This is a genomic window from Rhodococcus sp. NPDC006774 (genome assembly GCF_040636045.1).
Lineage (GTDB): Bacteria > Actinomycetota > Actinomycetes > Mycobacteriales > Mycobacteriaceae > Rhodococcoides.
This window is the reverse complement of record NZ_JBEYIW010000007.1, coordinates 50,355-72,497: the sequence shown is the minus strand read 5'-3', so window position 1 is coordinate 72,497 and position 22,143 is coordinate 50,355. Positions and strand designations below refer to the sequence as shown.

Annotated in this window: 19 protein-coding genes; 15 read left to right on the top strand and 4 right to left on the bottom strand. The window is 65.6% G+C overall.

Features of this window, described 5'->3' with window-relative positions; all coding sequences use genetic code 11:
• Positions 1 to 87 precede the first annotated feature (87 nt).
• From nth to marP, 4 genes are read left to right on the top strand one after another with little or no spacing between them, the layout of a single operon-like run.
• A complete protein-coding gene (gene nth, locus ABZ677_RS12880; protein ID WP_358370264.1) occupies positions 88 to 774 on the top strand; it encodes an endonuclease III in 687 nt (228 codons plus the stop codon).
• 50 nt (positions 775 to 824) lie between these two features.
• On the top strand, positions 825 to 1,433 hold the full coding sequence (locus ABZ677_RS12875) for a TlpA disulfide reductase family protein (RefSeq protein ID WP_358370262.1): 609 nt from the start codon (positions 825 to 827) through the stop codon (positions 1,431 to 1,433).
• Positions 1,434 to 1,456: 23 nt separating this feature from the next.
• Positions 1,457 to 2,143 carry a CoA pyrophosphatase gene (locus ABZ677_RS12870; protein WP_358370259.1) on the top strand — a complete coding sequence of 229 codons (687 nt, stop codon included), beginning with the start codon at positions 1,457 to 1,459 and terminating at the stop codon, positions 2,141 to 2,143.
• Entirely contained in the window at positions 2,140 to 3,330 is a 1,191-nt protein-coding gene (gene marP, locus ABZ677_RS12865) for an acid resistance serine protease MarP (RefSeq protein WP_358369839.1), read from the top strand. The genes ABZ677_RS12870 and marP overlap by 4 nt, the downstream gene beginning before the upstream one ends.
• Here marP and ABZ677_RS12860 read toward each other — a convergent pair.
• Together ABZ677_RS12860 and ABZ677_RS12855 are read right to left on the bottom strand one after the other, a co-directional pair.
• Positions 3,327 to 4,259 carry an alpha/beta hydrolase gene (locus ABZ677_RS12860; RefSeq protein ID WP_358369836.1) on the bottom strand — a complete coding sequence of 311 codons (933 nt, stop codon included), beginning with the start codon at positions 4,257 to 4,259 and terminating at the stop codon, positions 3,327 to 3,329. The two genes, marP and ABZ677_RS12860, sit on opposite strands and share 4 nt — an antisense overlap.
• 21 nt (positions 4,260 to 4,280) lie before the next feature.
• Positions 4,281 to 4,775, bottom strand: a complete 495-nt coding sequence (locus tag ABZ677_RS12855; protein ID WP_032395253.1) for a phage holin family protein — start codon at positions 4,773 to 4,775, stop codon at positions 4,281 to 4,283.
• Between the two features lie 248 nt (positions 4,776 to 5,023).
• On the opposite strand from ABZ677_RS12855, the gene ABZ677_RS12850 reads away from it, so the two are divergent.
• A complete protein-coding gene (locus ABZ677_RS12850; RefSeq protein WP_179274852.1) occupies positions 5,024 to 6,394 on the top strand; it encodes an MFS transporter in 1,371 nt (456 codons plus the stop codon).
• A gap of 183 nt (positions 6,395 to 6,577) precedes the next feature.
• On the top strand, positions 6,578 to 8,392 hold the full coding sequence (locus tag ABZ677_RS12845) for a glycosyltransferase family 39 protein (RefSeq protein WP_358369831.1): 1,815 nt from the start codon (positions 6,578 to 6,580) through the stop codon (positions 8,390 to 8,392).
• A gap of 52 nt (positions 8,393 to 8,444) precedes the next feature.
• On the opposite strand, the gene acs is transcribed toward ABZ677_RS12845, so the two are convergent.
• Positions 8,445 to 10,388: an acetate--CoA ligase gene (gene acs / locus ABZ677_RS12840; protein ID WP_358369829.1), complete on the bottom strand. Its 1,944-nt coding sequence runs from the start codon at positions 10,386 to 10,388 to the stop codon at positions 8,445 to 8,447.
• Between the two features lie 445 nt (positions 10,389 to 10,833).
• On the opposite strand from acs, the gene ABZ677_RS12835 reads away from it, so the two are divergent.
• From ABZ677_RS12835 to ABZ677_RS12815, 5 genes are all read left to right on the top strand, one after another.
• Positions 10,834 to 12,456, top strand: a complete 1,623-nt coding sequence (locus ABZ677_RS12835; protein WP_358369826.1) for an ABC transporter substrate-binding protein — start codon at positions 10,834 to 10,836, stop codon at positions 12,454 to 12,456.
• A gap of 147 nt (positions 12,457 to 12,603) precedes the next feature.
• Positions 12,604 to 13,527, top strand: a complete 924-nt coding sequence (locus ABZ677_RS12830; RefSeq protein WP_358369823.1) for an ABC transporter permease — start codon at positions 12,604 to 12,606, stop codon at positions 13,525 to 13,527.
• Complete coding sequence (locus ABZ677_RS12825) at positions 13,520 to 14,458, top strand: ABC transporter permease (protein WP_094637965.1); 939 nt, start codon at positions 13,520 to 13,522, stop codon at positions 14,456 to 14,458. The genes ABZ677_RS12830 and ABZ677_RS12825 overlap by 8 nt, the downstream gene beginning before the upstream one ends.
• 1 nt (position 14,459) lies before the next feature.
• Complete coding sequence (locus ABZ677_RS12820; protein WP_358369820.1) at positions 14,460 to 16,133, top strand: ABC transporter ATP-binding protein; 1,674 nt, start codon at positions 14,460 to 14,462, stop codon at positions 16,131 to 16,133.
• A gap of 31 nt (positions 16,134 to 16,164) precedes the next feature.
• Positions 16,165 to 16,911: an oxidoreductase gene (locus ABZ677_RS12815; RefSeq protein WP_358369817.1), complete on the top strand. Its 747-nt coding sequence runs from the start codon at positions 16,165 to 16,167 to the stop codon at positions 16,909 to 16,911.
• 403 nt (positions 16,912 to 17,314) lie between these two features.
• Here ABZ677_RS12815 and ABZ677_RS12810 read toward each other — a convergent pair whose 3' ends face one another.
• The gene (locus ABZ677_RS12810; protein WP_252342019.1) at positions 17,315 to 18,160 is read right to left on the bottom strand and encodes an HAD-IB family hydrolase; all 846 of its coding nucleotides are present in this window, start codon (positions 18,158 to 18,160) and stop codon (positions 17,315 to 17,317) included.
• Between the two features lie 334 nt (positions 18,161 to 18,494).
• On the opposite strand from ABZ677_RS12810, the gene ssd reads away from it, so the two are divergent.
• The 4 genes from ssd to ABZ677_RS12790 are packed head-to-tail and all read left to right on the top strand — an operon-like array spanning position 18,495 to position 22,136.
• Positions 18,495 to 19,610: a septum site-determining protein Ssd gene (gene ssd / locus ABZ677_RS12805; RefSeq protein ID WP_358369814.1), complete on the top strand. Its 1,116-nt coding sequence runs from the start codon at positions 18,495 to 18,497 to the stop codon at positions 19,608 to 19,610.
• A complete protein-coding gene (locus tag ABZ677_RS12800; protein WP_358369812.1) occupies positions 19,598 to 20,791 on the top strand; it encodes a TadA family conjugal transfer-associated ATPase in 1,194 nt (397 codons plus the stop codon). Before ssd ends, ABZ677_RS12800 begins: the two co-directional genes overlap by 13 nt.
• The gene (locus ABZ677_RS12795; protein WP_358369810.1) at positions 20,788 to 21,567 is read left to right on the top strand and encodes a secretion protein F; all 780 of its coding nucleotides are present in this window, start codon (positions 20,788 to 20,790) and stop codon (positions 21,565 to 21,567) included. Before ABZ677_RS12800 ends, ABZ677_RS12795 begins: the two co-directional genes overlap by 4 nt.
• The gene (locus tag ABZ677_RS12790; RefSeq protein WP_358369808.1) at positions 21,567 to 22,136 is read left to right on the top strand and encodes a type II secretion system F family protein; all 570 of its coding nucleotides are present in this window, start codon (positions 21,567 to 21,569) and stop codon (positions 22,134 to 22,136) included. Before ABZ677_RS12795 ends, ABZ677_RS12790 begins: the two co-directional genes overlap by 1 nt.
• The last annotated feature ends 7 nt before the right edge of the window (positions 22,137 to 22,143 follow it).

The following is a 22,143-nucleotide window of genomic DNA, read 5'->3' as shown; positions in this document are numbered from 1 at the left end:
TGTGGAGTGGATTCGACAGCCCCGAAACGCCCCGACGTGCGCAAACGCGAGGAGACTCACCTCGGGCTCGTCCGCCGAGCTCGGCGGATGAACCGGACGTTGAACACTGCCTTTCCGCACGTGTACTGCGAACTGGACTTCACCACGCCCCTCGAACTCGCCGTTGCGACCATCCTGTCCGCGCAGTGCACCGACAAGCGCGTCAACATGGTCACTCCCGCACTGTTCGTGAAATACCGCACAGCCCGCGACTACGCCGAGGCCGACCGTGTCGAGCTCGAGGAGTACATCCGCACCACGGGCTTCTATCGCAACAAGGCGAACTCGCTGATCGGACTCGGGCAGAAACTGCTGGAGAACTTCGACGGCGAGGTGCCCGCGACGTTGAAGGATCTCGTCACGCTTCCCGGGATCGGCCGCAAGACGGCCAATGTGGTTCTCGGCAATGCCTTCGATGTTCCGGGAATCACCGTCGACACCCACTTCGGACGGCTCGTACGACGCTGGCAGTGGACCGAGGAGGAGGACCCGGTCAAGGTCGAGCACGCCGTCGGCGCACTCATCGAACGCAAGGAGTGGACGCTGCTCTCGCATCGAGTCATCTTTCACGGCCGACGCGTCTGCCACGCTCGTACCCCCGCATGTGGGGTGTGCGTCCTCGCCAAGGACTGCCCCTCCTTCGGGACCGGTCCGACCGATCCCGCCGCCGCGGCTGCGTTGGTGAAGGGCCCGGAAACCGATCACCTCCTCGCCCTCGCCGGAATCCTGTCGTGAACAAAGCTGCTCTGCGCTGGTCTCTCGTCGCTCTGATCCTGGTGGTCGGGATGGTCTACGCGCTGTGGCCCCGCGACGACGTGCAGACCGCGCAGCCCACGAACTCACCCGGCCTCGGGCAGCGAGCACCCGCCACCGACGAGCGCCGCGCGGCAGACACCCCCGAGGCCCTCGCGCCACTGCGTCGGGATGCCGGTCTCGCCGCATGTCCGACGCCGTCTGGCACATCGACGGGTCCGTTGACGGGCATCACCCTCGAATGCATCGGCGACGGCTCGTCCGTCGACCTCGGCCAGGCTCTGGCCGGGCGACCCGCACTGCTGAACATCTGGGCCTACTGGTGCGGACCGTGCGCGGAGGAATTGCCGTATATGCAGCAATACGCGCAGCGGGCGGGTGATGCCGTCACCGTGTTGACCGTCCACAACGACGCCAACGAGTCCAACGGGCTGACCCGTCTGGCCGAGTACGGTGTCACACTGCCCGGCGTTCAGGACGGTGCCGGACGCGTCGCCGCGGCCGTGGGAGCGCCGAACGTGCTGCCCGTATCCGTTTTGATATCTGCGGATGGCACTGTCGCCAAGGTGCTACCTCAACCCTTTCGTAGCGTCGACGACATCGCCGACGCAGTCCGTGAGAACCTCGGGGTCTCGTCGTGAGCGCACCCGAGTGGCTCGGGCGCATGCTCGACGTCGCAGGCAGGGCGGGCGGTCTGACCGACACCACCGGAATCAACCCGGTTCTGCAACGACAGGCGCAGCCCGCCGATCGAATTCGTTCGGCGGCCGTGTTGGTGCTGTTCGGCGGCCCCGCTGCCGCCGACCCGACCGCGCCCGGTGGACTGCCCGCCGAGGCCGACGTACTGCTGACCCAGCGCGCGTCGACCTTGCGCGAACACAGTGGGCAGATCGCCTTCCCCGGCGGTGCCACCGACCCGGGTGACGACGGGCCCATCGGAACTGCGCTGCGGGAGGCTCAGGAAGAGACCGGTCTCGACCCGGCCGGCGTCGTGCCGCTGGCGACGATGCCCGGCATCTACGTTCCGCCGTCGCGCTTCGACGTGGTTCCGGTGCTCTCGTACTGGGAGCGACCGACGCCGGTGCGCGTCGTCGATCCCGGCGAGACCGAGCGAGTGGTGCGAGTTCCGTTGCGCGAGTTGCTCGATCCGAACAACCGATTCCAGGTGCGCCACCCTGCGGGTTACCAGGGCCCCGCGTTCGCTGTGCAGGGAATGCTGGTGTGGGGCTTCACGGGCGGTATCCTGGCGGGTCTGCTGGCTGTATCGGGCTGGGAGCCCGAGTGGGACACGGGGGACATACGCGATCTGGAGGCCAGCTTGACTGCGGTAGGAGCGAGGCTCGATCGGTGACAGGTTCAGGGTGGGTCGATATCGCGGTGGTTGCCATCGCACTGCTGGCGGCGACGTCGGGATGGCGGCAGGGGGCGGTGGCGTCGGCGCTGGCGTTTCTCGGTGTTGTGCTCGGTGCCGTTGCCGGCATTCTCGTGGCACCGCACGTGCTCGAGCACGTCGACGGTTCGCGGATGCGGGTGTTCGTCGGCATCGCGTTGATCGTGGTGCTGGTGATCGTCGGTGAGGTTGCCGGCATGGTCCTCGGGCGGGCGCTGCGTAGCGGAATCCATTCCCGCGCAGCACGTTCGGTCGACAGCACCATCGGTGCCGGGCTGCAGGCCGTCGCGGTGCTCGCTGCCGCGTGGCTGCTCGCCATCCCGCTGACGTCGTCCTCTCAGCCCGAGGTCGCCAGCGCGGTCCGTGGATCGACGGTCCTCGGCAAGGTCGACGAAGTGGCACCGGACTGGCTGCGTCAGGTACCCAAGGAATTCTCGGCGTTGCTCGACACCTCCGGTCTACCGGATGTCATCGGCCCGTTCGGTCGCACCCCGGTCGCCGAGGTCGCCGCTCCCGATTCCGGTATCGCAGCGGGACCGATTCCGGTGCAACTGCAATCGAGCGTCATCAAGATCAACGGCATCGCACCGAGTTGCCAGAAGGCGCTCGAGGGTTCGGGATTCGTCGTCGGATCGGATCTGGTGATGACCAACGCACACGTCGTCGCAGGCACGTCCGAGGTGACGGTCGATTCGCCGAACGGACCGCTCGACGCCGACGTCGTACTGTTCGATCCGGAAGAAGACGTTGCGGTGCTTCGTGTTCCGCAGCTGGAGGCACCGGTGCTGACGTTTGCGCCGACGCCGGCCGAATCCGGAACCGACGCCATCGTGCTCGGCTACCCCGGCGGTGGACCGTACACGGCGAGCCCGGCGCGCATCCGCGAGATCATCAACCTCAGCGGCCCGGACATCTACCGCACCGGAACCGTCCAACGTGAGGTGTACACCGTCCGCGGATCGGTTCGGCAGGGCAACTCCGGTGGACCGCTGGTCAACTCGTCCGGTGAGGTACTCGGCGTCGTGTTCGGTGCGGCCGTCGACGATCCCGACACCGGATTCGTGCTGACCGCGTCGGAGATCGCGGACGAGCTCACGCAGAGCTTCGATGCCCCGGTGCCGGTGGGTACGGGCGACTGCATCGTCTAGCTCTCGCGTACGACCCGCAGGATCTCCTCGGACACCACGTCGGGCGCTTCCTGGTGCACGTAGTGGCCCACGTCCCGCACTGTTCGACGCGTCAGCCCGGGGGCCCAGTGCCGGTCTCTGTCGAGGGTGGTGGGCAGCACGTACGGGTCGAGGTCGCCGCTGATCTGCGCGACGGGAATCGAGGTCCGTACGTCGACGGCGTCCATGAAGCGGCGGCCCTCGGCGCGGAACTGGCTGCGGAACGCCCAGCGCTGATATTCGAGTGCGCAGTGTGCAGCACCGGGAATTCTGATGGCCGAGCTCATCTTGGCCGTGGTGTCCGCGTAGTCCTCGGTGGTCTTCCACTCGGGCCCGGCGCGGTTGCTCATCAACTCGGTGACCGCGGCACCTCCTCGGCGCGTCAGCAGTCTCTCGGGGCGGAGCGGAACCTGGTAGCGAACGAAGTGCGGGAGCAGCGCGGCGCGCTGTGCCGAGTCCTTCAACACGGCCCGCCGCAGAGAGATGGGGTGCGGGGCGTTGATCAGCACCATCGAACGCACCGAGCGGGGGTGGAGCGCAACGCTGGCCCAGCAGACGAGACCGCCGTCGGCGTGGCCGACGAACGTGGCGTTCGGATAGCCCAGAGCGCGAACGAGTCCGACGATGTCGCCGGCCAGAGTCCACCCGTCGTATCCGCGTGGAGGCTTGTCGGAATCACCGTAGCCGCGCAGGTCGACGGCGATGGCACGAACACCCGATCGCGCGAGCGCCTCGAGTTGGTGTCGCCACGAGTACCAGAAGTCGGCGAAGCCGTGCAGCAGAACCACCAGCGGTGCGTCCGGTGCGTGTTCGCCGACCTCGACGATATGGAACCGAATTCCGTTGGCGTGGATGTCGCGATGGATCCACTGTCCCGGATACCGGACCGTGGACGGATCGGGCTGATTCATACTGCTCGATTCGCCGGGCTACTACTTCTTGTAGCCGGGAACTCCGGGGATGGAATCGTGCTGGTTCGGCAGCACCGTCGACGCCTGCTTGAGCGAGTCGATGGTCTTCTCGGGCTTGCGCAGCTTCTTGACCCGGCGGTAGCCGAGGAAACCGAACAGCGCCGCGGCCAACACCATGACGGCGAACACGATGAGGAATGCGGCCCAGCGGTAGAGCCACACATCGAGCAGTTCAGCGGCGAAGAAGAAAAAGAAGAACGAGCTGAACAGCAACACCGTCAACGCGATGATGAAGAAGACGCTGCCCTGCAGACCCTTCTTGACCTCGCCGGTGACCTCGGCCTTGGCGAGGGCGACTTCGGCGCGCACGAGCGTCGAGACCTGAGTGGTGGCGTCCTTGACGAGATTTCCGATGCTGGCGCTACCAGGGGTGCGGGCATCGACATCGGTCAGAGGTATCGACGAAATCGTGTTCGGGACGCCGTTGCCGTATCCCTTGTCATTGCTGACGCTCAACTCTCGACCCCTTGTAATTGCTCTGCTCGGTGTTGTGCGGAAGATCGTATCGACAGTAGTGCCTCGGTAGCAGGTTAACTGTTCCGCGGAGGGCGGGCGACGCTCGCCCTTGTTTGGACGCGTACCTCGGTACCACCTGCCGCAAACTCGAGGAACTTACGCGATCGGGCAACGGACACGCCCGGGTCGTGAAATTCTCAGGTGTTCATCAGGTAATTTGCAGGGAACTTCCCCCTTCAGGAGCATTCGTGAGTTCAGCACACACCGTCGCCGCCGACGGTGCAATTCCCGCACCTCAGGTGCCGCGATCGCGCATCGTGATCGCCTCGATGGTCGGCACGTCCATCGAGTTCTTCGACTTCTACATCTATGCCACCGCCGCAGTGCTCGTCTTCCCGCGTCTGTTCTTCCCCGCGGGCAACGACACCACCGCACTGCTGGCGTCCTTCGCTACCTTCGGCCTCGCTTTCGTCGCGCGACCCATCGGGTCGATTCTGTTCGGCCACTTCGGCGACCGCATCGGACGCAAGGCGACCCTCGTCGGGTCCCTGCTCACGATGGGTGTCGCGACGTTCGCGATCGGACTGTTGCCCACGTACGCCGCGGTGGGGCTGTGGGCTCCGGCTCTGCTGGCGATCATGCGCTTCACCCAGGGCGTCGGTCTCGGCGGCGAGTGGAGCGGTGCAGCGTTGCTCGCCACCGAAACCGCCAAGCCGGGCAAGCGAGCCTGGGCGGCGATGTACCCGCAGCTGGGCGCGCCCATCGGGTTCTTCTTCGCCAACGGCATCTTCCTGCTCATCGTCATCGCGACGGGCTACGACTCGGTCAACTCGGGCACCGACCACGCGTTTCTGACGTGGGGCTGGCGAATCCCGTTCCTGCTCAGCGCCGTCATGGTCATCATCGGCCTGTACGTCCGGCTCAAGCTCGAGGAAACGCCGGTGTTCAAGCTCGCCGTCGAGCGCGGCCAGAAGGTCAAGACTCCGCTCGCTCAGGTGTTCAAGACCAGTTGGCGTCAGCTGATCATCGGAACGTTCGTCATGCTCGCCACCTACACGCTGTTCTACATCATGACCACGTGGGTGGTCAGCTACGGAACGGGCAAGGTGTCCGACGTCAACGGTCCGAAGCTGGCGATCTCCTACACCGACTTCCTGGAGCTGCAGCTCATCGCCGTGCTGTTCTTCGCGGCGCTGATTCCGGTGGCCGGGCTGCTGGCCGACAAGTACGGCCGTCGTCCCACGCTCATCGTCATCACGTCGGCGATCGTGCTGTTCGGGCTCTCCTTCCACTGGTTCGCGAACCCCGAGACCGCGTCCGCCTCGCGGATGCTGGTGTTCATGTGCGTCGGCCTCGGCCTCATGGGCCTGACCTTCGGACCGATGAGTGCCGTTCTGCCGGAACTGTTTCCGACCAACGTGCGCTACACCGGATCGGGAATCTCGTACAACACCGCGTCGATCCTCGGTGCCGCAGTGGCACCGTTCATCGCGACCTGGCTGGTGAGCAGCTACGGCGTCGGCTGGGTGGGCGTGTACCTCGCCATCGCTGCAACGTTGACGCTGATCGCTCTGCTGATCATGAAGGAAACACGGGACCAGTCGCTCGACAGCGTCTGAGCGGCTGCGCCGCACGTGAGCGTGGAGCCTGCGGTCGTTCCGCAGGCTCCACCCCCGAGCTTCGTAGCAGGGGTCGAGTTTCCGCTCACCTGCGTCTGCTCATTTCCGTGATCCCTGGATAGACAGGCGATTGTCAGGAAGTTGATCGCACATCCTCAGGATCGAGGGCAACAGTGATCGACTGTGACCGTCCTCGAACACGACATTGCCCGCCCACGCTGGGCAATGCCCACTCTCGCCGCCCTTCTCGCCGGAACAGCCGGGGCCTACGCCCTGGACCTGAATCGGGAGCACTGGGGTAACTCCTTCTACGCAGCAGCCGTTCAGGCCGGCTCGATCAGTTGGAAGGCCTTCCTGTTCGGTTCGTCCGACGCCGCGAACTCGATCACGGTGGACAAGCCGCCTGCGTCGCTGTGGGTCATGGAACTCTCGGTACGAATCTTCGGCCTCAACTCCTGGTCGCTGCTCCTGCCGCAGGTGCTGATGGCCGTGCTGAGCGTGGGAATCATGTACGCGATCGTCGCCCGTCGATTCGGCTACGGGGCAGCGTTGATCGCGGGTGCGGTCTTGGCCACCACGCCGACCTTCGCGCTGATGTTCCGCTACGACAATCCCGACGCCTTGCTCACCCTCACCCTGTTGGGAGCAGCGTGGGCGATGCTTCGCGCGCTCGAGGACGGGCGAACTCGGTGGCTGGTGGTCACCGGAGCTGTTGTCGGCCTGGGGTTTCTGACGAAGCAACTGCAGGCGTTCCTCGTCGTTCCTGCTCTCGCCGTGGCGTACGCGGCGTTCGGTCCACCGAGGTTCGGAACCCGAATGCTGCAGTTGCCGGCGGCCGGTGCCGCGGTACTCGTGACGGCCGGGTGGTGGGTGGCGATCGTGCAGTTGGTTCCGGCTGCCGACCGGCCGTGGGTCGGCGGGTCGAAGACCGACAGCATTCTGGACCTGACGTTCGGCTACAACGGTCTGGGTCGACTGACGGGCAACGAACACGGAAGCAGTGCGGCATCCCATGCCGGAGATGCGGTGCAGACGGGCATCACCCGCATGTTCGCTGCCGCGCAGGGTGGTCAGATCTCGTGGCTGATACCGGCTGCGCTCGTGTTCGTGGTGGCGGGAATCGTGTTGCGCGGCAGAGCGCCTCGACAGGACTTTCGGCGCGCCTGGTACGTGATGTGGGGATTGTGGCTCGTCGGGTGCTCGCTGGTGTTCAGCTTCATGTCGGGCACCTTCCACTCCTACTACACGATCGTGATCGCACCGGCGATCGCCGCCATCGTCGGAGCTGCCCTGCGCGAACTGTGGGTGCGACGCGAGAACGTCTGGTGCCGTTCGATTCTCGCGCTTGCTTCGGCTGTCACCACGGCCACGTCGTTCGTCTTTCTCGCTCGTACACCCGAGTTCGTGCCGTGGCTCCGATGGGTGGTGCTGGGAGTCGGGATCGTTGTGGCTCTCGCCCTCGTGGTCCGGATGTCTCGAGCGGTCTCGATTACGCTGGGAGCGGCGGCAATTGCGGTCGCTCTGGCCGGCCCCGTCGCTTACGTCGCCGATACCGTGGTCACCCCGCACAGTGGAGGAGGTCCGTCGGCCGGGCCCGCTGTTGCGTCCGAGACCGCAGCCTACGGAACCGGATCGCATGAGGAAAGTGTCGGCCGCTCAGCGCAATTCGGCTCCGCAGCCGCACCGGACGCAGAGCTGACCGGCCTACTCGAATCCGACGCCCAGAACTACACATGGGTGGCGGCGACCGTCGGATCCAACGCGGCCGCGGGCATACAGCTCGCGACCGACGACCCGGTGATGCCGGTGGGTGGATTCTCCGGAACCGACCCGTCGCCCACGCTCGACCAATTCGAGGCCGACGTGGCCGCGGGAAAGATCCATTACTTCATCGAGGGAACGGGCAAGACCAGGCCGTCGGCGATCGGGGATTGGGTGGCCGCGACCTTCACGCCGCGCACCGTCGGCGAGTACACGGTGTTCGATCTGAGTGCCTGAGGCAGTGGTGCGGTTGAGTGTCCTCTGAGGCACTCAACCGCACCACTGGCCGCTAGCGGCCCTTCTTGATCGCCTCGAACACCTTCGGGTCGACGAGGGTGGAGACGTCGCCGAGTTCGCGGCCCTCGGCCACGTCGCGTAGCAGTCGACGCATGATCTTGCCGGATCGCGTCTTCGGCAGCTCCGGCACGATGGAGATCTCCCGAGGCCTGGCGATCGGCGAAATCTCCTTGGAGACCTGCGCCTTGAGTTCGGCGATCAGCGCGTCGCCGGTGTTCTCCTCGCCTGCCCGCAGGATGACGAACGCGACGATGCCCTGACCGGTGGTGTCGTCGGCGGCACCGACCACCGCGGCTTCGGCGACACTGTGATGGGTGACCAGTGCCGACTCCACCTCGGACGTGGAGATGCGGTGGCCCGAGACGTTCATGACGTCGTCGACGCGGCCGAGGACCCACAGTGCGCCGTCGTCGTCGTACTTGGCACCGTCACCGGCGAAGTACCAACCCTCCTCGGCGTACCGCGACCAGTACGTTTCCTTGTAGCGGTCCATGTCGCCCCAGATGCCGCGCAGCATCGACGGCCACGGCTCGTCGAGGACGAGGTAGCCGTTGCCACCGTTGCCCAGTGGCTTGGCGTCGTCGTCGACGATCTTGGCGGAGATGCCGGGCAACGGGGCCATGGCGGAGCCGGGCTTGGTGGCGGTGACGCCGGGCAGCGGGGAGATCATGATCGCGCCGGTTTCGGTCTGCCACCAGGTGTCGACGATCGGTGCGGTGCCGCCGCCGACGACGTCGCGGAACCAGCGCCACGCCTCGGGGTTGATCGGCTCGCCGACGCTGCCGAGCAAGCGGATCGAGCTCAGGTCGTGGGCCTCGGGAATCTCCTTGCCCCACTTCATGAACGTACGAACGAGGGTGGGGGAGGTGTAGTAGATCGAGACCTTGTACTTCTCGATGACGTTCCAATGCCGGTGCTCGTCGGGCGAATTGGGCGTTCCCTCGTAGACGACCTGCGTCGCCCGGTTCGAGAGCGGACCGTAGACGATGTAGGAGTGCCCGGTGACCCAGCCGATGTCGGCGGTGCACCAGTAGACGTCTTTGCCTGCCTTGTGGTCGAAGACGTTGTGGTGGGTGTACGAGGTCTGCGTCAGGTAGCCGCCGGAGGTGTGGATGATGCCCTTGGGCTTACCCGTCGTACCGGAGGTGTAGAGGATGAAGAGTGGGTGCTCGGACGGAAAGGGCTGTGCCTCATGCTCTTTCGACGCCTTGGCGACGGTCTCGTGCCACCACAGGTCGCGTCCCTCGGTCCAGGAGACCTCGGAGTCGGTGCGTTTGACGACCAGCACGTGTTCGATCGATGCCGCCCCGTCGACGGCCTCGTCGACGGTGTCCTTGATGGGAGCGGGCTTGCCGCGTCGCCACTGACCGTCGGTGGTGATGACGAGCTTGGCCTCGGCGTCGTCGACGCGTGAGCGCAGTGCGGTGGCGGAGAAGCCGGCGAAGACGACCGAGTGGGTCAGGCCGAGGCGAGCGCACGCGAGGATCGAGACGATGGCCTCGGGGATCATGGGCATGTAGATCGCGACTCGATCGCCGGCCACGAGGCCGAGTTCGGTCAGGGTGTTGGCGGCCTGGCTGACGTCGGCGAGCAGATCGGAGTAGGTGACGTCGCGGCTGTCGCCGGGCTCGCCTTCCCAGTGGATGGCCACCTGGTCGCCGTGTCCGTCGATCACGTGGCGGTCGACGCAGTTGTATGCGACGTTGAGCTCGCCGTCGGCGAACCACTTGGCGACGGGGGCGTCGGACCAGTCGAGAACTTCGGTGAACGGGGTGTGCCAGTGGAGTCGGCGAGCCTGTTCGGCCCAGAAGCCGAGTCGATCCTCCTCGGCGGCGGCGTAGAGCTCGGTTCCGGCGTTCGCCTGAGCCGAGAACTCGGCCGAGGGTGCGTAGGAGGCAACCGCGGTCTCGTCGGTTCCGGAGGTACTGGTCGTCATCTCGAATTGCTCACTTTCGTCCGGTGCATTTCGCTCATGAAACTGCACTTCCGTGCCGGTCTCGAGCCCCTTGTGAGGGTAGTCACATGTGATGGCAATCGCACCGTTGCAATCGCCTGCAACCCCCTGATCTGCGGTGATCGGTAGTTTCTGCACGGTGGGCGGTAATCGGGGTTCTCGCCGAGCCGCCTCGACGACGCGGAAGTCCGAAGTGTGAGAAATCGACTTGCCGAAACGTTTCGATCATGTTTCCGGCTTACTCACGGGTCAGCAAAATCTGGGGGAGTTCACATGTTCGTTTCAGGATGTGTCTAAAGTCCATCCCATCAGATCGTTGGAACGGCCCACCTGCCGTGCCATGCGGTCGCCCACGAAACCCCCGGGCGTCGCGCCCGAGGAACTGAGCACGGACGACCCCGTGTTCACATCTGGATGGAGGATTTCCTTGCGTATCAAACGTGCCGCGGTAGTCACCACGGCTGTGCTGATGAGTGCGAGCCTGCTCGCCGCCTGTGGCGGCGGGGGCTCTGGCTCCGGCGGTAGCGCCGACGGTGTCTACAGCATCTACATCGGCGAGCCCGAGAACCCGCTGATTCCCGGCAACACCACCGAGAGCGAAGGCAGCCAGGTTCTCGAGGCGCTCTTCACTCCGCTGGTCACGTTCAACGACGAGGACAACAGCGTCGAGTACAACGGCGTTGCCGAGTCCGTCGAGTCCGAGGACAACACCACCTGGACCGTCAAGCTCAAGGACGGCTGGACCTTCCACGACGGCACCCCCGTCACGGCCGAGTCCTACACCAAGGCGTGGAGCTACAACGCGTTGAGCACCAACGCATTCGGTGCCTCGTACTTCTTCGAGAACATCGAAGGCTACGCGGATCTGCAGGGTAGCGACACCGCCGAGCCCGTCGCAACCGAACTGAGCGGTCTGAACGTCGTCGACGAGACGACCTTCACCGTCAAGCTCACCGGACCGTTCGCCATCTTCCCGCTCACGCTGGGATACACGGCATTCGACCCGCTGCCCGAGGCGTTCTACGCCGACCCCGATGCCTACGGCGCTCGCCCGATCGGTAACGGCCCGTTCAAGGCCGACTCGGACTTCGTTCCGGGACAGGGCTTCACCGTCACCAAGTACGACGACTACAAGGGCGACAACCCGGCTCAGTCCGCAGGCGTCAACTTCAAGGTCTACACCGAGCTGAACACCGGCTACAACGATGTTCAGGGCGGCGGACTCGACGTCATGCTCGATCTGCCCGAGGATGCGTGGGCCACGGCTCGTGACCAGTTCGGTGACCGCTACGGCGAGCGTGCGCGTCCCGACATCACGTCCCTCGGTTTCCCCACCTACGACCCGCGCTTCCAGGATCCGAGGGTGCGCAAGGCATTCTCGATGGCCATCGATCGTCAGGCCATCGCCACCGCGATCTTCACCGATACCCGTACCCCGGCAGGATCTTTCGCCTCGCCCGTCGTCGACGGATACCGCGAGGACGCCTGCGGTGCGAACTGTGAGCTCAACCCGGACGAGGCCAACCGTCTGCTCGACGAGGCCGGGTTCGACCGCAGCCAGCCGGTGGACCTGTGGTTCAACGCCGGTGCGGGCCACGATTCGTGGATGACCGCCGTGGGCAACCAGTTGCGTGACAACCTGGGCGTGAACTACGCACTGCGCGGCGACCTCCAGTTCGCGCAGTACCTGCCGCTGCAGGACGCCAAGGGAATGACCGGCCCGTTCCGCTCGGGTTGGATCATGGACTACCCGTCGATCTACAACTTCCTCTCCCCGTTGTACTCGGCAGCCGCAACCCCGCCGGCAGGTAGCAACTACGTCTTCTTCAACGACCCGGCATTCGACGCCGCGTTGGCCGAAGGCAACAACGCTGCAGATATCGACGCGGCAACGGCGGACTACCAGAAGGCAGAGGACATCCTGATCGACCAGATGCCCGCTACCCCGCTGTTCTACGGCCTGAACCAGGCTGTGTGGTCCGATCGCGTCTCCGACGTCAAGATCGACAACCGTGGCAACATCGTTCTCGAGGACGTCGTAGTCAGCTGACGACGCACCCAGGTGGGTGGCAGCCGAGCATGATCGGTTGCCACCCACCGGGTTTCGTTCATCCGTGGGTCGCATCTGCCCCACACCGACCTGCGCCGGCAAGACCCGAGGCGCAGGTTCGTCCCTTGTTCAAGGAGAAGACACACAGTGGGTCGCTACATCACTCGCCGATTACTGCTGACGATTCCCGTCCTGATCGGCTCCTCGTTCTTGATCTTCGCGATGGTCTACGCGCTTCCGGGCGATCCCATTCGCGCCCTCGCTGGAGATCGCCCCCTCGCACCGGGCGTGGTCGCCCAACTGCGAGACGAGTTCAACCTCGACGACAATCTGTTCGTCCAGTACTTCAAGTACATCAGTGGATTCTTCCAGGGCGATTTCGGCACCGACTTCTCCGGTCGTCCCGTCCTCGACACCATCGAGCGGGCACTTCCGGTCACAGTGCGGCTGACCATCGTGGCCGTCGTCATCGAAACCGTCATCGGTATCGCCGCGGGTGTGCTCGCCGCCCTCAAGCGCGGATCGTTCTTCGACAACCTGGTGCTCATCTCGACGACGCTGCTGGTGTCGGTGCCGGTGTTCGTTCTCGGCTTCATCGCCCAGTTCACCCTCGGTCTGAAGTTGGGCCTCTTCCCGATCTCGGGCATCAACGACGGCTGGTCGAGCTTCCTGCTCCCCGGCCTCGTGCTCGCATCGCTGTCGATGGCCTACGTCGCCCGGTTGACCCGGACGTCGGTCGCCGAGTCGATGGCCGCGGATTACATCCGCACCGCGAAGTCGAAGGGAATCAGCAACCGGCGCATCATCTTTCGGCACGCCCTGCGCAACTCGCTGATTCCCGTCGTCACCTTCATCGGTGCCGACGTCGGTGGCCTGCTGGGCGGTGCCATCGTGACCGAGACGGTGTTCAACCTGCCAGGTCTCGGCCGCGCGATCTACGACGGTCTCGCCCGTCAGGAAGGTGCCGTCGTCGTCGGCATCGTCACGCTCTTCGTGTTCTTCTACATCTTCTTCAACCTCGTGGTGGACGTTCTCTACGCGGTTCTCGATCCAAGGATTCGCTATGAATAAAGAAGATTCGAGCGCAGCTCAGCACGCCGCAGACGAGGGCCTGCCCGGCAACGTCATCACCGGCGAGGCCGTCGAGTTGGTCGGTCAGGCCAGCCTGTGGGGCAATGCGTGGAAGTTCCTGCGGAAGAGCCCGTTCTTCATCATCGGCACGTTCCTGCTGTTGGTGCTGTTGGTGATGGCGGTGTTCCCGCAGCTGTTCGCCCGCGGCATCGATCCGCGCGTGTGCTCGCTGTCCGATTCCCGTCAGAGTCCCAGCGCTGCACACTGGTTCGGCACCGACGTCCAGGGCTGCGACTACTACGCCAACGTCATCTACGGTGCGCGGATCTCGCTGTCGATCGGTGTGCTCTCGGTCATCGGTGTGCTCATCATCGGCGTCCTGATCGGTGCTCTCGCCGGGTACTTCGGCGGAATCACCGACAGCATCCTGGCTCGCTTCACCGACGTGTTCTTCGGAATCCCGCTGCTGCTCGGTGCCCTGATCCTGCTCACCGTCACCGCCCAGCGCACCATCTTCACCGTCTCGCTCGCCCTGGTGGCCTTCGGCTGGATGACGGCGATGCGACTGGTTCGATCATCGGTGATCTCGATCAAGAACAGTGAATACGTCCAGGCTGCACAGGCATTGGGGGCGTCGACCTACCGCATATTGGTGCGACACATCCTGCCCAACGCTCTGGCTCCGGTGATCATCTACGCGACCATCTCGGTGGGTACGTTCATCGCGGCCGAGGCGACGCTGACCTTCCTCGGAATCGGATTGCAGGCTCCCGAGATCTCCTGGGGCCTGCAGATCAACCTCGGTCAGAACGTGTTCCTGACGGCACCGCACCTGGTGCTGTTCCCGGCCGCGTTCCTCTCCGTCACGGTGCTGGCGTTCATCATGCTCGGCGACGCGCTCCGTGACGCACTCGATCCGAAACGGAACTGACATGAGTATTCAGAAGGACACGGTTCTGATCGTCACCGATCTGACGGTCGAGTTCGAGGTCGAGAAGGTATGGCGCAAGGCCGTCGACACGGTCTCGTTCACGGTCGCCTCGGGCGAGGTGCTGGCCATCGTCGGTGAATCCGGATCCGGCAAATCGACGACGGCCATGGCCGTCCCCGGCCTGCTGGCCGATAATTCGCGGGTGTCGGGCAGCATCAAGCTGGGCGAGAAAGAACTGGTCGGGCTGCCGGAGAAGCAGCTCGCACCCATCCGCGGCAAGAACGTCGCAGTGATTTTCCAGGAGCCCATGACGGCGCTCAATCCGGTGTACTCGATCGGCTGGCAGATCACCGAGGCCATCCGTGCGCACACCTCGCTGTCCAAGAAGGAAGCGAAGGCGCGGGCCGTCGAGCTCCTGAAGCTCGTCGAGATGCCGGATCCGGAGACGCGGGTGAACTTCTACCCGCACCAACTCTCCGGTGGTCAGCGTCAGCGCGCCATGATCGCCCAGGCGCTGTCCTCGGATCCGTCGCTGCTGATCGCGGACGAGCCGACCACGGCCCTCGACGTGACGGTGCAGGCGGAGATTCTCGACCTGATGCGCGATCTGCGTAACCGCATCGACGCCTCGATCGTGCTGATCACCCACGACATGGGTGTGGTGGCAGACATGGCGGACCGCATCGCGGTGATGAAGGACGGCGTCATCGTCGAAACGGACGCTGCGCGAACCATATTCAAGAACGCGTCGCATCCGTACACGCAGCAGTTGCTCGCCTCGGTTCCGCACCTGGGCAGCAGCATCGAGGCCGTGACCGCCGGGAAGATCGCCGAGCCCAGTGCCGTCGAGGAGACCCGAGCACTGAGCATCGTCGACGGTGTCATCGAGTACCCGGGCCGTACCGTGTTCCGAGCCGTCGACGGGGTCAGCCTCGATATCGAGATGGGTGAGGTCGTCGGCCTCGTCGGTGAATCCGGCTCGGGTAAGTCCACGATCGGCAAGGCCGTTGTGGGGCTGAACAAGCTCACCGGCGGGTCGTTGTCGATCGCAGGGGTCGACATCACCAACCTGTCGAATCGCGAACTGCGGTCGGTGCGCAGCAAGGTCGGCATCGTGTTCCAGGATCCGGGTTCGTCGCTGAACCCACGCTGGCCGATCGGGCAGTCGATTGCCGAGCCGATGCTGCTGCACACCGAGCACAGCGCTGCAGATCGAAATCGAAAGGTCGAGGAACTGCTCGACCGGGTCCACCTGTCGCGGACCATGCGCAACCGCTACCCCCACCAGTTGTCGGGTGGGCAGCGTCAGCGCGTCGGTATCGCTCGGGCACTCGCCCTGGAGCCGACGCTGCTGGTGGCCGACGAGCCGACGTCCGCACTCGACGTGTCGGTGCAGGCCAAGGTGCTCGAGCTGTTCAAGGAACTCCAGCACGAGTACGGGTTCGCGTGCCTGTTCATCAGTCACGACCTCGCTGTCGTGGAGGTGCTGGCCAAGCGCATCGCGGTGTTGAACAAGGGCAAGCTGGCCGAGTTCGGTACGACGGATCAGATTCTGCGTCGTCCGACCAACGAGTACACCAAGCGGTTGCTCGCGGCCGTTCCAGTGCCGGACCCGGCCGAACAGGCCAAGCGTCGTCAGGCGCGTGCCGAGCTGTTGGCGGCCGGAGCGAAGTAGGGAGTGAGGGGAGGGGGTACCGTCGTCTGTCGTGACGGACCCCCTCGCCCCGCTACTGGAACTGCCCGGAGTTCTCGACTCCGCCGAACGTGCGCGCGACGCTCTGGGCGCGGTGCATCGGCACAAGGCCAACCGTCGTGGCTGGCCGGCCACCGCCGCCGAGGCCGCGGTGCGTGCGGCCCGCTCGTCGTCGACACTCGAGGGTGGTTCGATGGACTTCCCCCGCGCGGGCGAAGACGGCGACCCCATTCTGGCTGGTGCGCTGCGAGTCGCGGCCGCCCTCGACGGTGATGCGCTGCAGAACACGGTCTCGACGTGGAAGCGCGCACCGCTGCAGACCCTCGCACGACTGCACCTGTTGGCCGCAGCAGACCTCGTCGACGACGCCTCCGAGCTCGGACGTCCCCGCAGCGACGCCGGTGTCGGAGATCGACTCGACCTGCTCGCTCAGTTGGTGACCGGTGGAACCTCCGCACCTGCTCCGGTGATCGCGGCGGTGGTACACGGTGAGTTGTTGACGCTCAAAGCTTTCGGCTCGGCCGACGGCATCGTTGCGCGGGCTGCATCGAGACTGGTCGCAGCGTCGTCGGGATTCGACCCCCACAACCTCGGAGTGCCGGAGGTGAGCTGGATGCGTCGGGCAAATGCCTACCGAGACGGCGCGACGGGATTCGCCGAGGGCACCGCGACCGGCGTCGGGAGTTGGGTGATCCTGTGCTGCGGAGCATTCGAAGCCGGTGCGGCAGAAGCGACTTCGATTGCCGAAGCTGCGCAGTAAGGCTTGTGCGCACATAAAAGGGCCGCGAGCGGAGCCTGCAGTAGCGAGCACATAAAAGGGCGGCGATGTCGACTTGCGTCGACGTCGCCGCCCGTTAGCACGGAGCGCCTGGTTACCAAGCGTGCTCAGGTGGGCTGTGATGGAAAACCACGTGGCCTCGGCGAGGGTTCGACGGTGATGAGGTCATCCCTGCAACCGGTGCAGGGTTCTTGCTGATCATCGACGAATCTCGCAGGCCCACAGCGCTTCTGCCATTAGGTGGCTGCTCCGCGTGGGTGCCTGGTGTCCGTGCTGGGAATCCCGGTCGGGAGAGCGAATCTTCTCTTCCGATTCGTTCTTGGCCTTCCGTTCTTCCGTACGTCATTTGTACCCCGTGACGCTCCTCACATCAAGGGTTTGGGCGTCATCTTTTTCTTCGGAGCAGTCCGTAGGTGATCGCGCCTGCGGCAAGAGCGCTGAAACCTGCTGCGGCACTTGCTGCTACGGTCTTGCCGGACGGGGTCTGGATCCGTGATCGCAGCGAGACCGGGTTGGAGAAGGTGAGAATCGGCCAGCCGCGGGAGGCGGCTTCCTTGCGCAGTGCGCGATCGGGGTTGACGGCTGTGGGATGCCCGACGGCGCGCAGCATCGGCACGTCGGTGATCGAGTCCGAGTACGCGTAGCTCGACGTCAAGTCGTAATCGTGTTGCGCGGCCAGGGCGTTCATGGCGTCGACCTTGCCTTCTCCGTAGCAGTAGAAGTCGACCTCGCCGATGTACTTGCCCTCCACGGTCACCATCGTGGTGGCCATACTGTGATCGGCACCCAGTAGTTGTGCGATGGGGTGCACGATCTCGTCGCCGGAGGCCGACACGATCACGACGTCGTGTCCGCGGAGCTTGTGGTCGGCGATGAGATCGGCGGCTTCGGCGAACACGAGGGGGTCGACGATGTCGTGCAGAGTCTCGGCGACGACCGCTCGCACCTGTTCGACGTCCCAGCCTGCGGTCATGCTCGCGATATGGGCGCGCATGCGCTCCATCTGGTCGTGATCGGCTCCGGAGAGCAGGAACAGGAACTGCGCGTAGCTGCTCTTGAGAACGGCGCGCCGGTTGATGAGTCCTTGGTCGAAGAACGGCTTGCTGAATGCCAACGTGCTGGACTTGGCAATGATCGTCTTGTCGAGGTCGAAGAATGCCGCGACGCGCGCTGCGCGTCGGCCGGCCGGGACGTCGTCGTTGCTCGCGCTCTGGGTCACGTTTGTCACCATAGTGGCCGGTGGTGACCGGTGGATGTTGCGCGGTGCCACTGGTGGACTCGGTCCGATGCGGTCGAGAAAAACGGACTGTTGAACTTGCAAACAAGGACGTCCACGGGTGTAGTATTTTCTACGAGCCCGGTTCATCCCGGGCGGTGTTCAGCCCGACCCCCCGGGGCTGAACCAGACGACCCTCGCCTCCTCCCCCCCTGGCGAGGGTCGTCCTCTTTTCGGAGGTAGGTCGAAAACTGGTACAGAAGTACCGGTATTCATCCACAGGCCCGGATCTATCCACATTTCCCCAAGTCGCGCGCATCTCGAGCAGATTCTCACGCAGGCTTGCCGCATGGAAACGGACGTGCGACGGCGAATCACGCACCCGGCAGTGACGATGTCGATCGAACTTCGCGGTCTCCGCGAGGACGTCTATCGAATCGCCGCAGCCGCGGATTGTGTTGTGGAAGAGCAGAACTTACTGGTCGGTATCGGTTTCACCCGTTCGATGTGGGACCGCGTCGGAATTATTTTGATCGATTTCGTGTCCGCCGAGGCGGCACTGGCGACCGGATTTCCGCGCCGCTCGGGCGTCATTCTGGTCACGGACGCGCCGCCGACACTCGACGATTGGCGAATCGCCACATCGCTCGGTGCCGAGCACGTGGTCTCGCTGCCGTGGGACGAGGACGCACTCGTGCGCATACTCGGCGAACCCGCGTCGGTAGCGTCGGGAGACGGTGGAGTGATCGCGGTGGTCGGCGCTCGCGGTGGCGCGGGTGCATCCACGTTCGCCGCCGCACTCGGACTCTGCAGCGGCCGCTCGGGCCGACGTGCACTCCTCGTCGAGGGTGACCGCTACGGCAGCGGCCTCGACCTGCTACTCGGCTGGGAGAACGCTCCGGGTCTGCGGTGGTCCGGTTTGGTCGTCGAAGGTGGCCGAGTCTCCGGCGACGCGCTGCACGGCGCGCTGCCGTCGCGGGACGGGTTGTCGGTGTTGGCACTGGGCAGATCCGACGAGCGGAGTGTCGGACTCTCCGCCGTCGCAGTGGCGGCTGTACTCGACGCAGGACGCGCAGCGGGAGACCTGGTGGTGTGCGACGCTCCGCGTCATCCCAGCGACGTCTCCGACGCTCTGTACGCCGCGGCGGACCTCGTCGCGCTGGTACTTCCGGCCGAACTGCGAGCCGTGACGTCGGCCGAGGTGGTGGCAGCGCATGTGGTGGATCGAAATGCCAATGTCGGCCTGGTCGTTCGTGGGCCTGCGCCGGGTGGGCTGAGGGCCGACGATATCGCCGTCGCCCTCGAACTTCCACTGTTGACGTCGATGCGCGCCGAGCCCGCGTTGGCCGAGCGCCTCGAACGAGGAGGTCTGGTGTTGGGCCGACGTTCGCCGCTGGCCGCAGCAGCCAACGCAGTGCTCGATACGTTCGCGCACAAGCCCGGTGGTCAGCGGTGGGCGGCGTGAGCGCAGTCGTCACCGTGGACCTGCTCGACCGCGTCCGCGATCGCCTGGCGGCATCGGCCGACGCTCCTGTTCCCGCCACCGTCGCCGCGGCCATTCGAGCGGAAGCCGGGGGAGTGATCGGCGACACCGATATGCTTGCGGCCCTTCGTGTTCTGCAGACCGAACTGACCGGCGCGGGTCCGTTGGAGCCGCTGCTGTCCGAGCCCGGAGTGACCGATGTACTGGTCACCGCACCGGATCAGGTGTGGATCGATCGTGGTCGCGGACTCGAGCGCACCGGAGTTCGCTTCGTCGACGAGGCTGCCGTTCGGCGGCTGGCGCAACGGCTCGCCCTCTCTGCCGGCCGTCGACTCGACGACGCGCAGCCCTGGGTCGACGGGCGACTGCCGGGCGTCGGGCAGGGGGCGTTCGGCGTCCGCCTGCACGCTGTGCTGGCACCGGTGGCGAGCGGGGGAACGTGCGTCTCGCTTCGGGTTCTGCGACCCGCGACGCAGGGACTCGCCGCGCTCCGTGCATCGGGAGCCGTGACCGAAGGCGGGTACGAGCTGCTGCGTCGAATCGTGTTCGGGCGCTTGGCGTTCTTGGTCGTCGGAGGTACCGGCGCCGGAAAAACTACACTCTTGGCCGCACTGCTGGGTGAGGTGGATCCGGCCGAACGCATCGTGTGCGTCGAGGACGCGGCAGAGTTGGCACCGGCCCATCCGCACGTGGTCCGTCTGGTGGCCCGCGCACCCAATGTCGAAGGGGTAGGGGAGGTGTCGGTGCGCCAACTGGTGCGTCAAGCTCTGCGAATGCGACCCGACCGACTCGTCGTCGGTGAGGTGCGCGGGGCCGAGGTCATCGACCTGATGACGGCTCTCAATACCGGTCACGACGGTGGAGCCGGAACCATCCACGCGAACTCCCCGGCCGAGGTACCCGCCCGACTCGAAGCCCTTGCGGCACTGGGCGGAATGGGGCGAGACGCGCTGCACAGCCAACTTGCCGCTGCGGTCCAAGTGGTCTTGCACGTCCATCGCAGCGCCGACGGTACTCGGCGTCTCCGTGAGATCGGAGTGGTCGACGTCGATCCCACCGGGCGAGTGCACATCGCAGCGGCCTGGTCGGTGGATGGCGAACCGACGCCGGGCGAAGGTCGGCTCCTCGAACTGCTCGACCGCCGCTGCGGTGACGCCGGATGACGGCCGCCCTCATGGCCCTCGCTGTGGCAGTCGCTCTGTGGCCGAGCAGTTTCCGTCGGTTGCCTCGTGAAGCACGGACGGCGTCGTCCGCGCCGCGATGGATGGCACCGGCATGCTGCGCTCTGCTTGCGGCAGGGGCGGTGTGGTGGTTCGGCGGAATCTGGGCAGTGAGCGCAGCGGCGGTGGCGGGCAGTACCGGATGGCGGCGTTACCGTCGGCGACTCGAACGCGACCGGCGCGCCGAGGAATTGAACTGGCTCGCAACCGGAGTCGAGGTGGTGATCGGAGAGCTCCGCGTCGGGTCCCATCCGGCCACGGCCAGCGCGGTTGCGGCGGACGAGTGCGGCGGGATCGCGTCGACGGCACTGCGCGGTGCGGCATCGCGCTCCCGATTGGGCGGCAGGGCCGCCGACGGCATCGCTGCGTCCGATTCGCTGTTGGACGCCGAGCTCGGCCGGCTGGCCGCCGCGTGGCGAGTGGCCGACAACCATGGACTCGCACTTGCCGAGCTGCTGGATGCTGTTCGCGAGGACATGCTGGGGCGCAGACGGTTTCGCGAACGAACCGACGCATCCCTCGCCGGTGCCCGTGCCACCGCGCTGGTTCTGGCCGGTCTGCCGATTCTCGGAGTCGCGCTGGGCCAGCTGATGGGCGCGAATCCACTGCAGATTCTGCTCGGCGGTGGGCTCGGCGGAATGCTGCTGCTCATCGGCACGGCGCTGGGGTGCGCGGGGCTGCTGTGGACCGATGCGATCACCGGCAAGGTGACGACGTAATGTGGGCGACGGTGCTCTGTGTCGCAACGGCGTTGATGACGCTGCCCTCGGTCGCGGGCGGGTTGCACAGGCTCGCACCCGAGGGCCGGGCGGTCGCCGACGCCGTCGATGCGCCGCCACCCGACCCGCTCGCGGTGGCCACGACCTTCGATCTGCTCGCCGCATGTCTGCGGTCGGGTTTGCCGATATCGACTGCCGCTGCGGCGGCGGCACAGTCCGCTCCGACCTCGTTCGGTGTTGCGCTCCGCAAGGCGGCCGATCTGCTGGAACTCGGTGCCGACGCCGCGACCGCGTGGGACGCCGTCGCGCAGGATCCGGAGACCGAGGCTCTGGCCAGGATGGCCCGCCGATCAGCCCGGGCCGGGTCGTCCATGGCGTCGGCGATGACGGAACTTGCTGCGACACAACGAACGCGGGCCGAGGATGCGTCGGCTGCCGCGGCCGAGCGTGCGGGTGTGCTGATCAGCGGGCCGTTGGGGCTGTGCTTTCTGCCCGCCTTCATCTGTCTCGGCATCATCCCCGTGGTGATCGGACTGGCGGGCAATGTAATGGGCGGTGGTCTGCTGTGACCGCCGC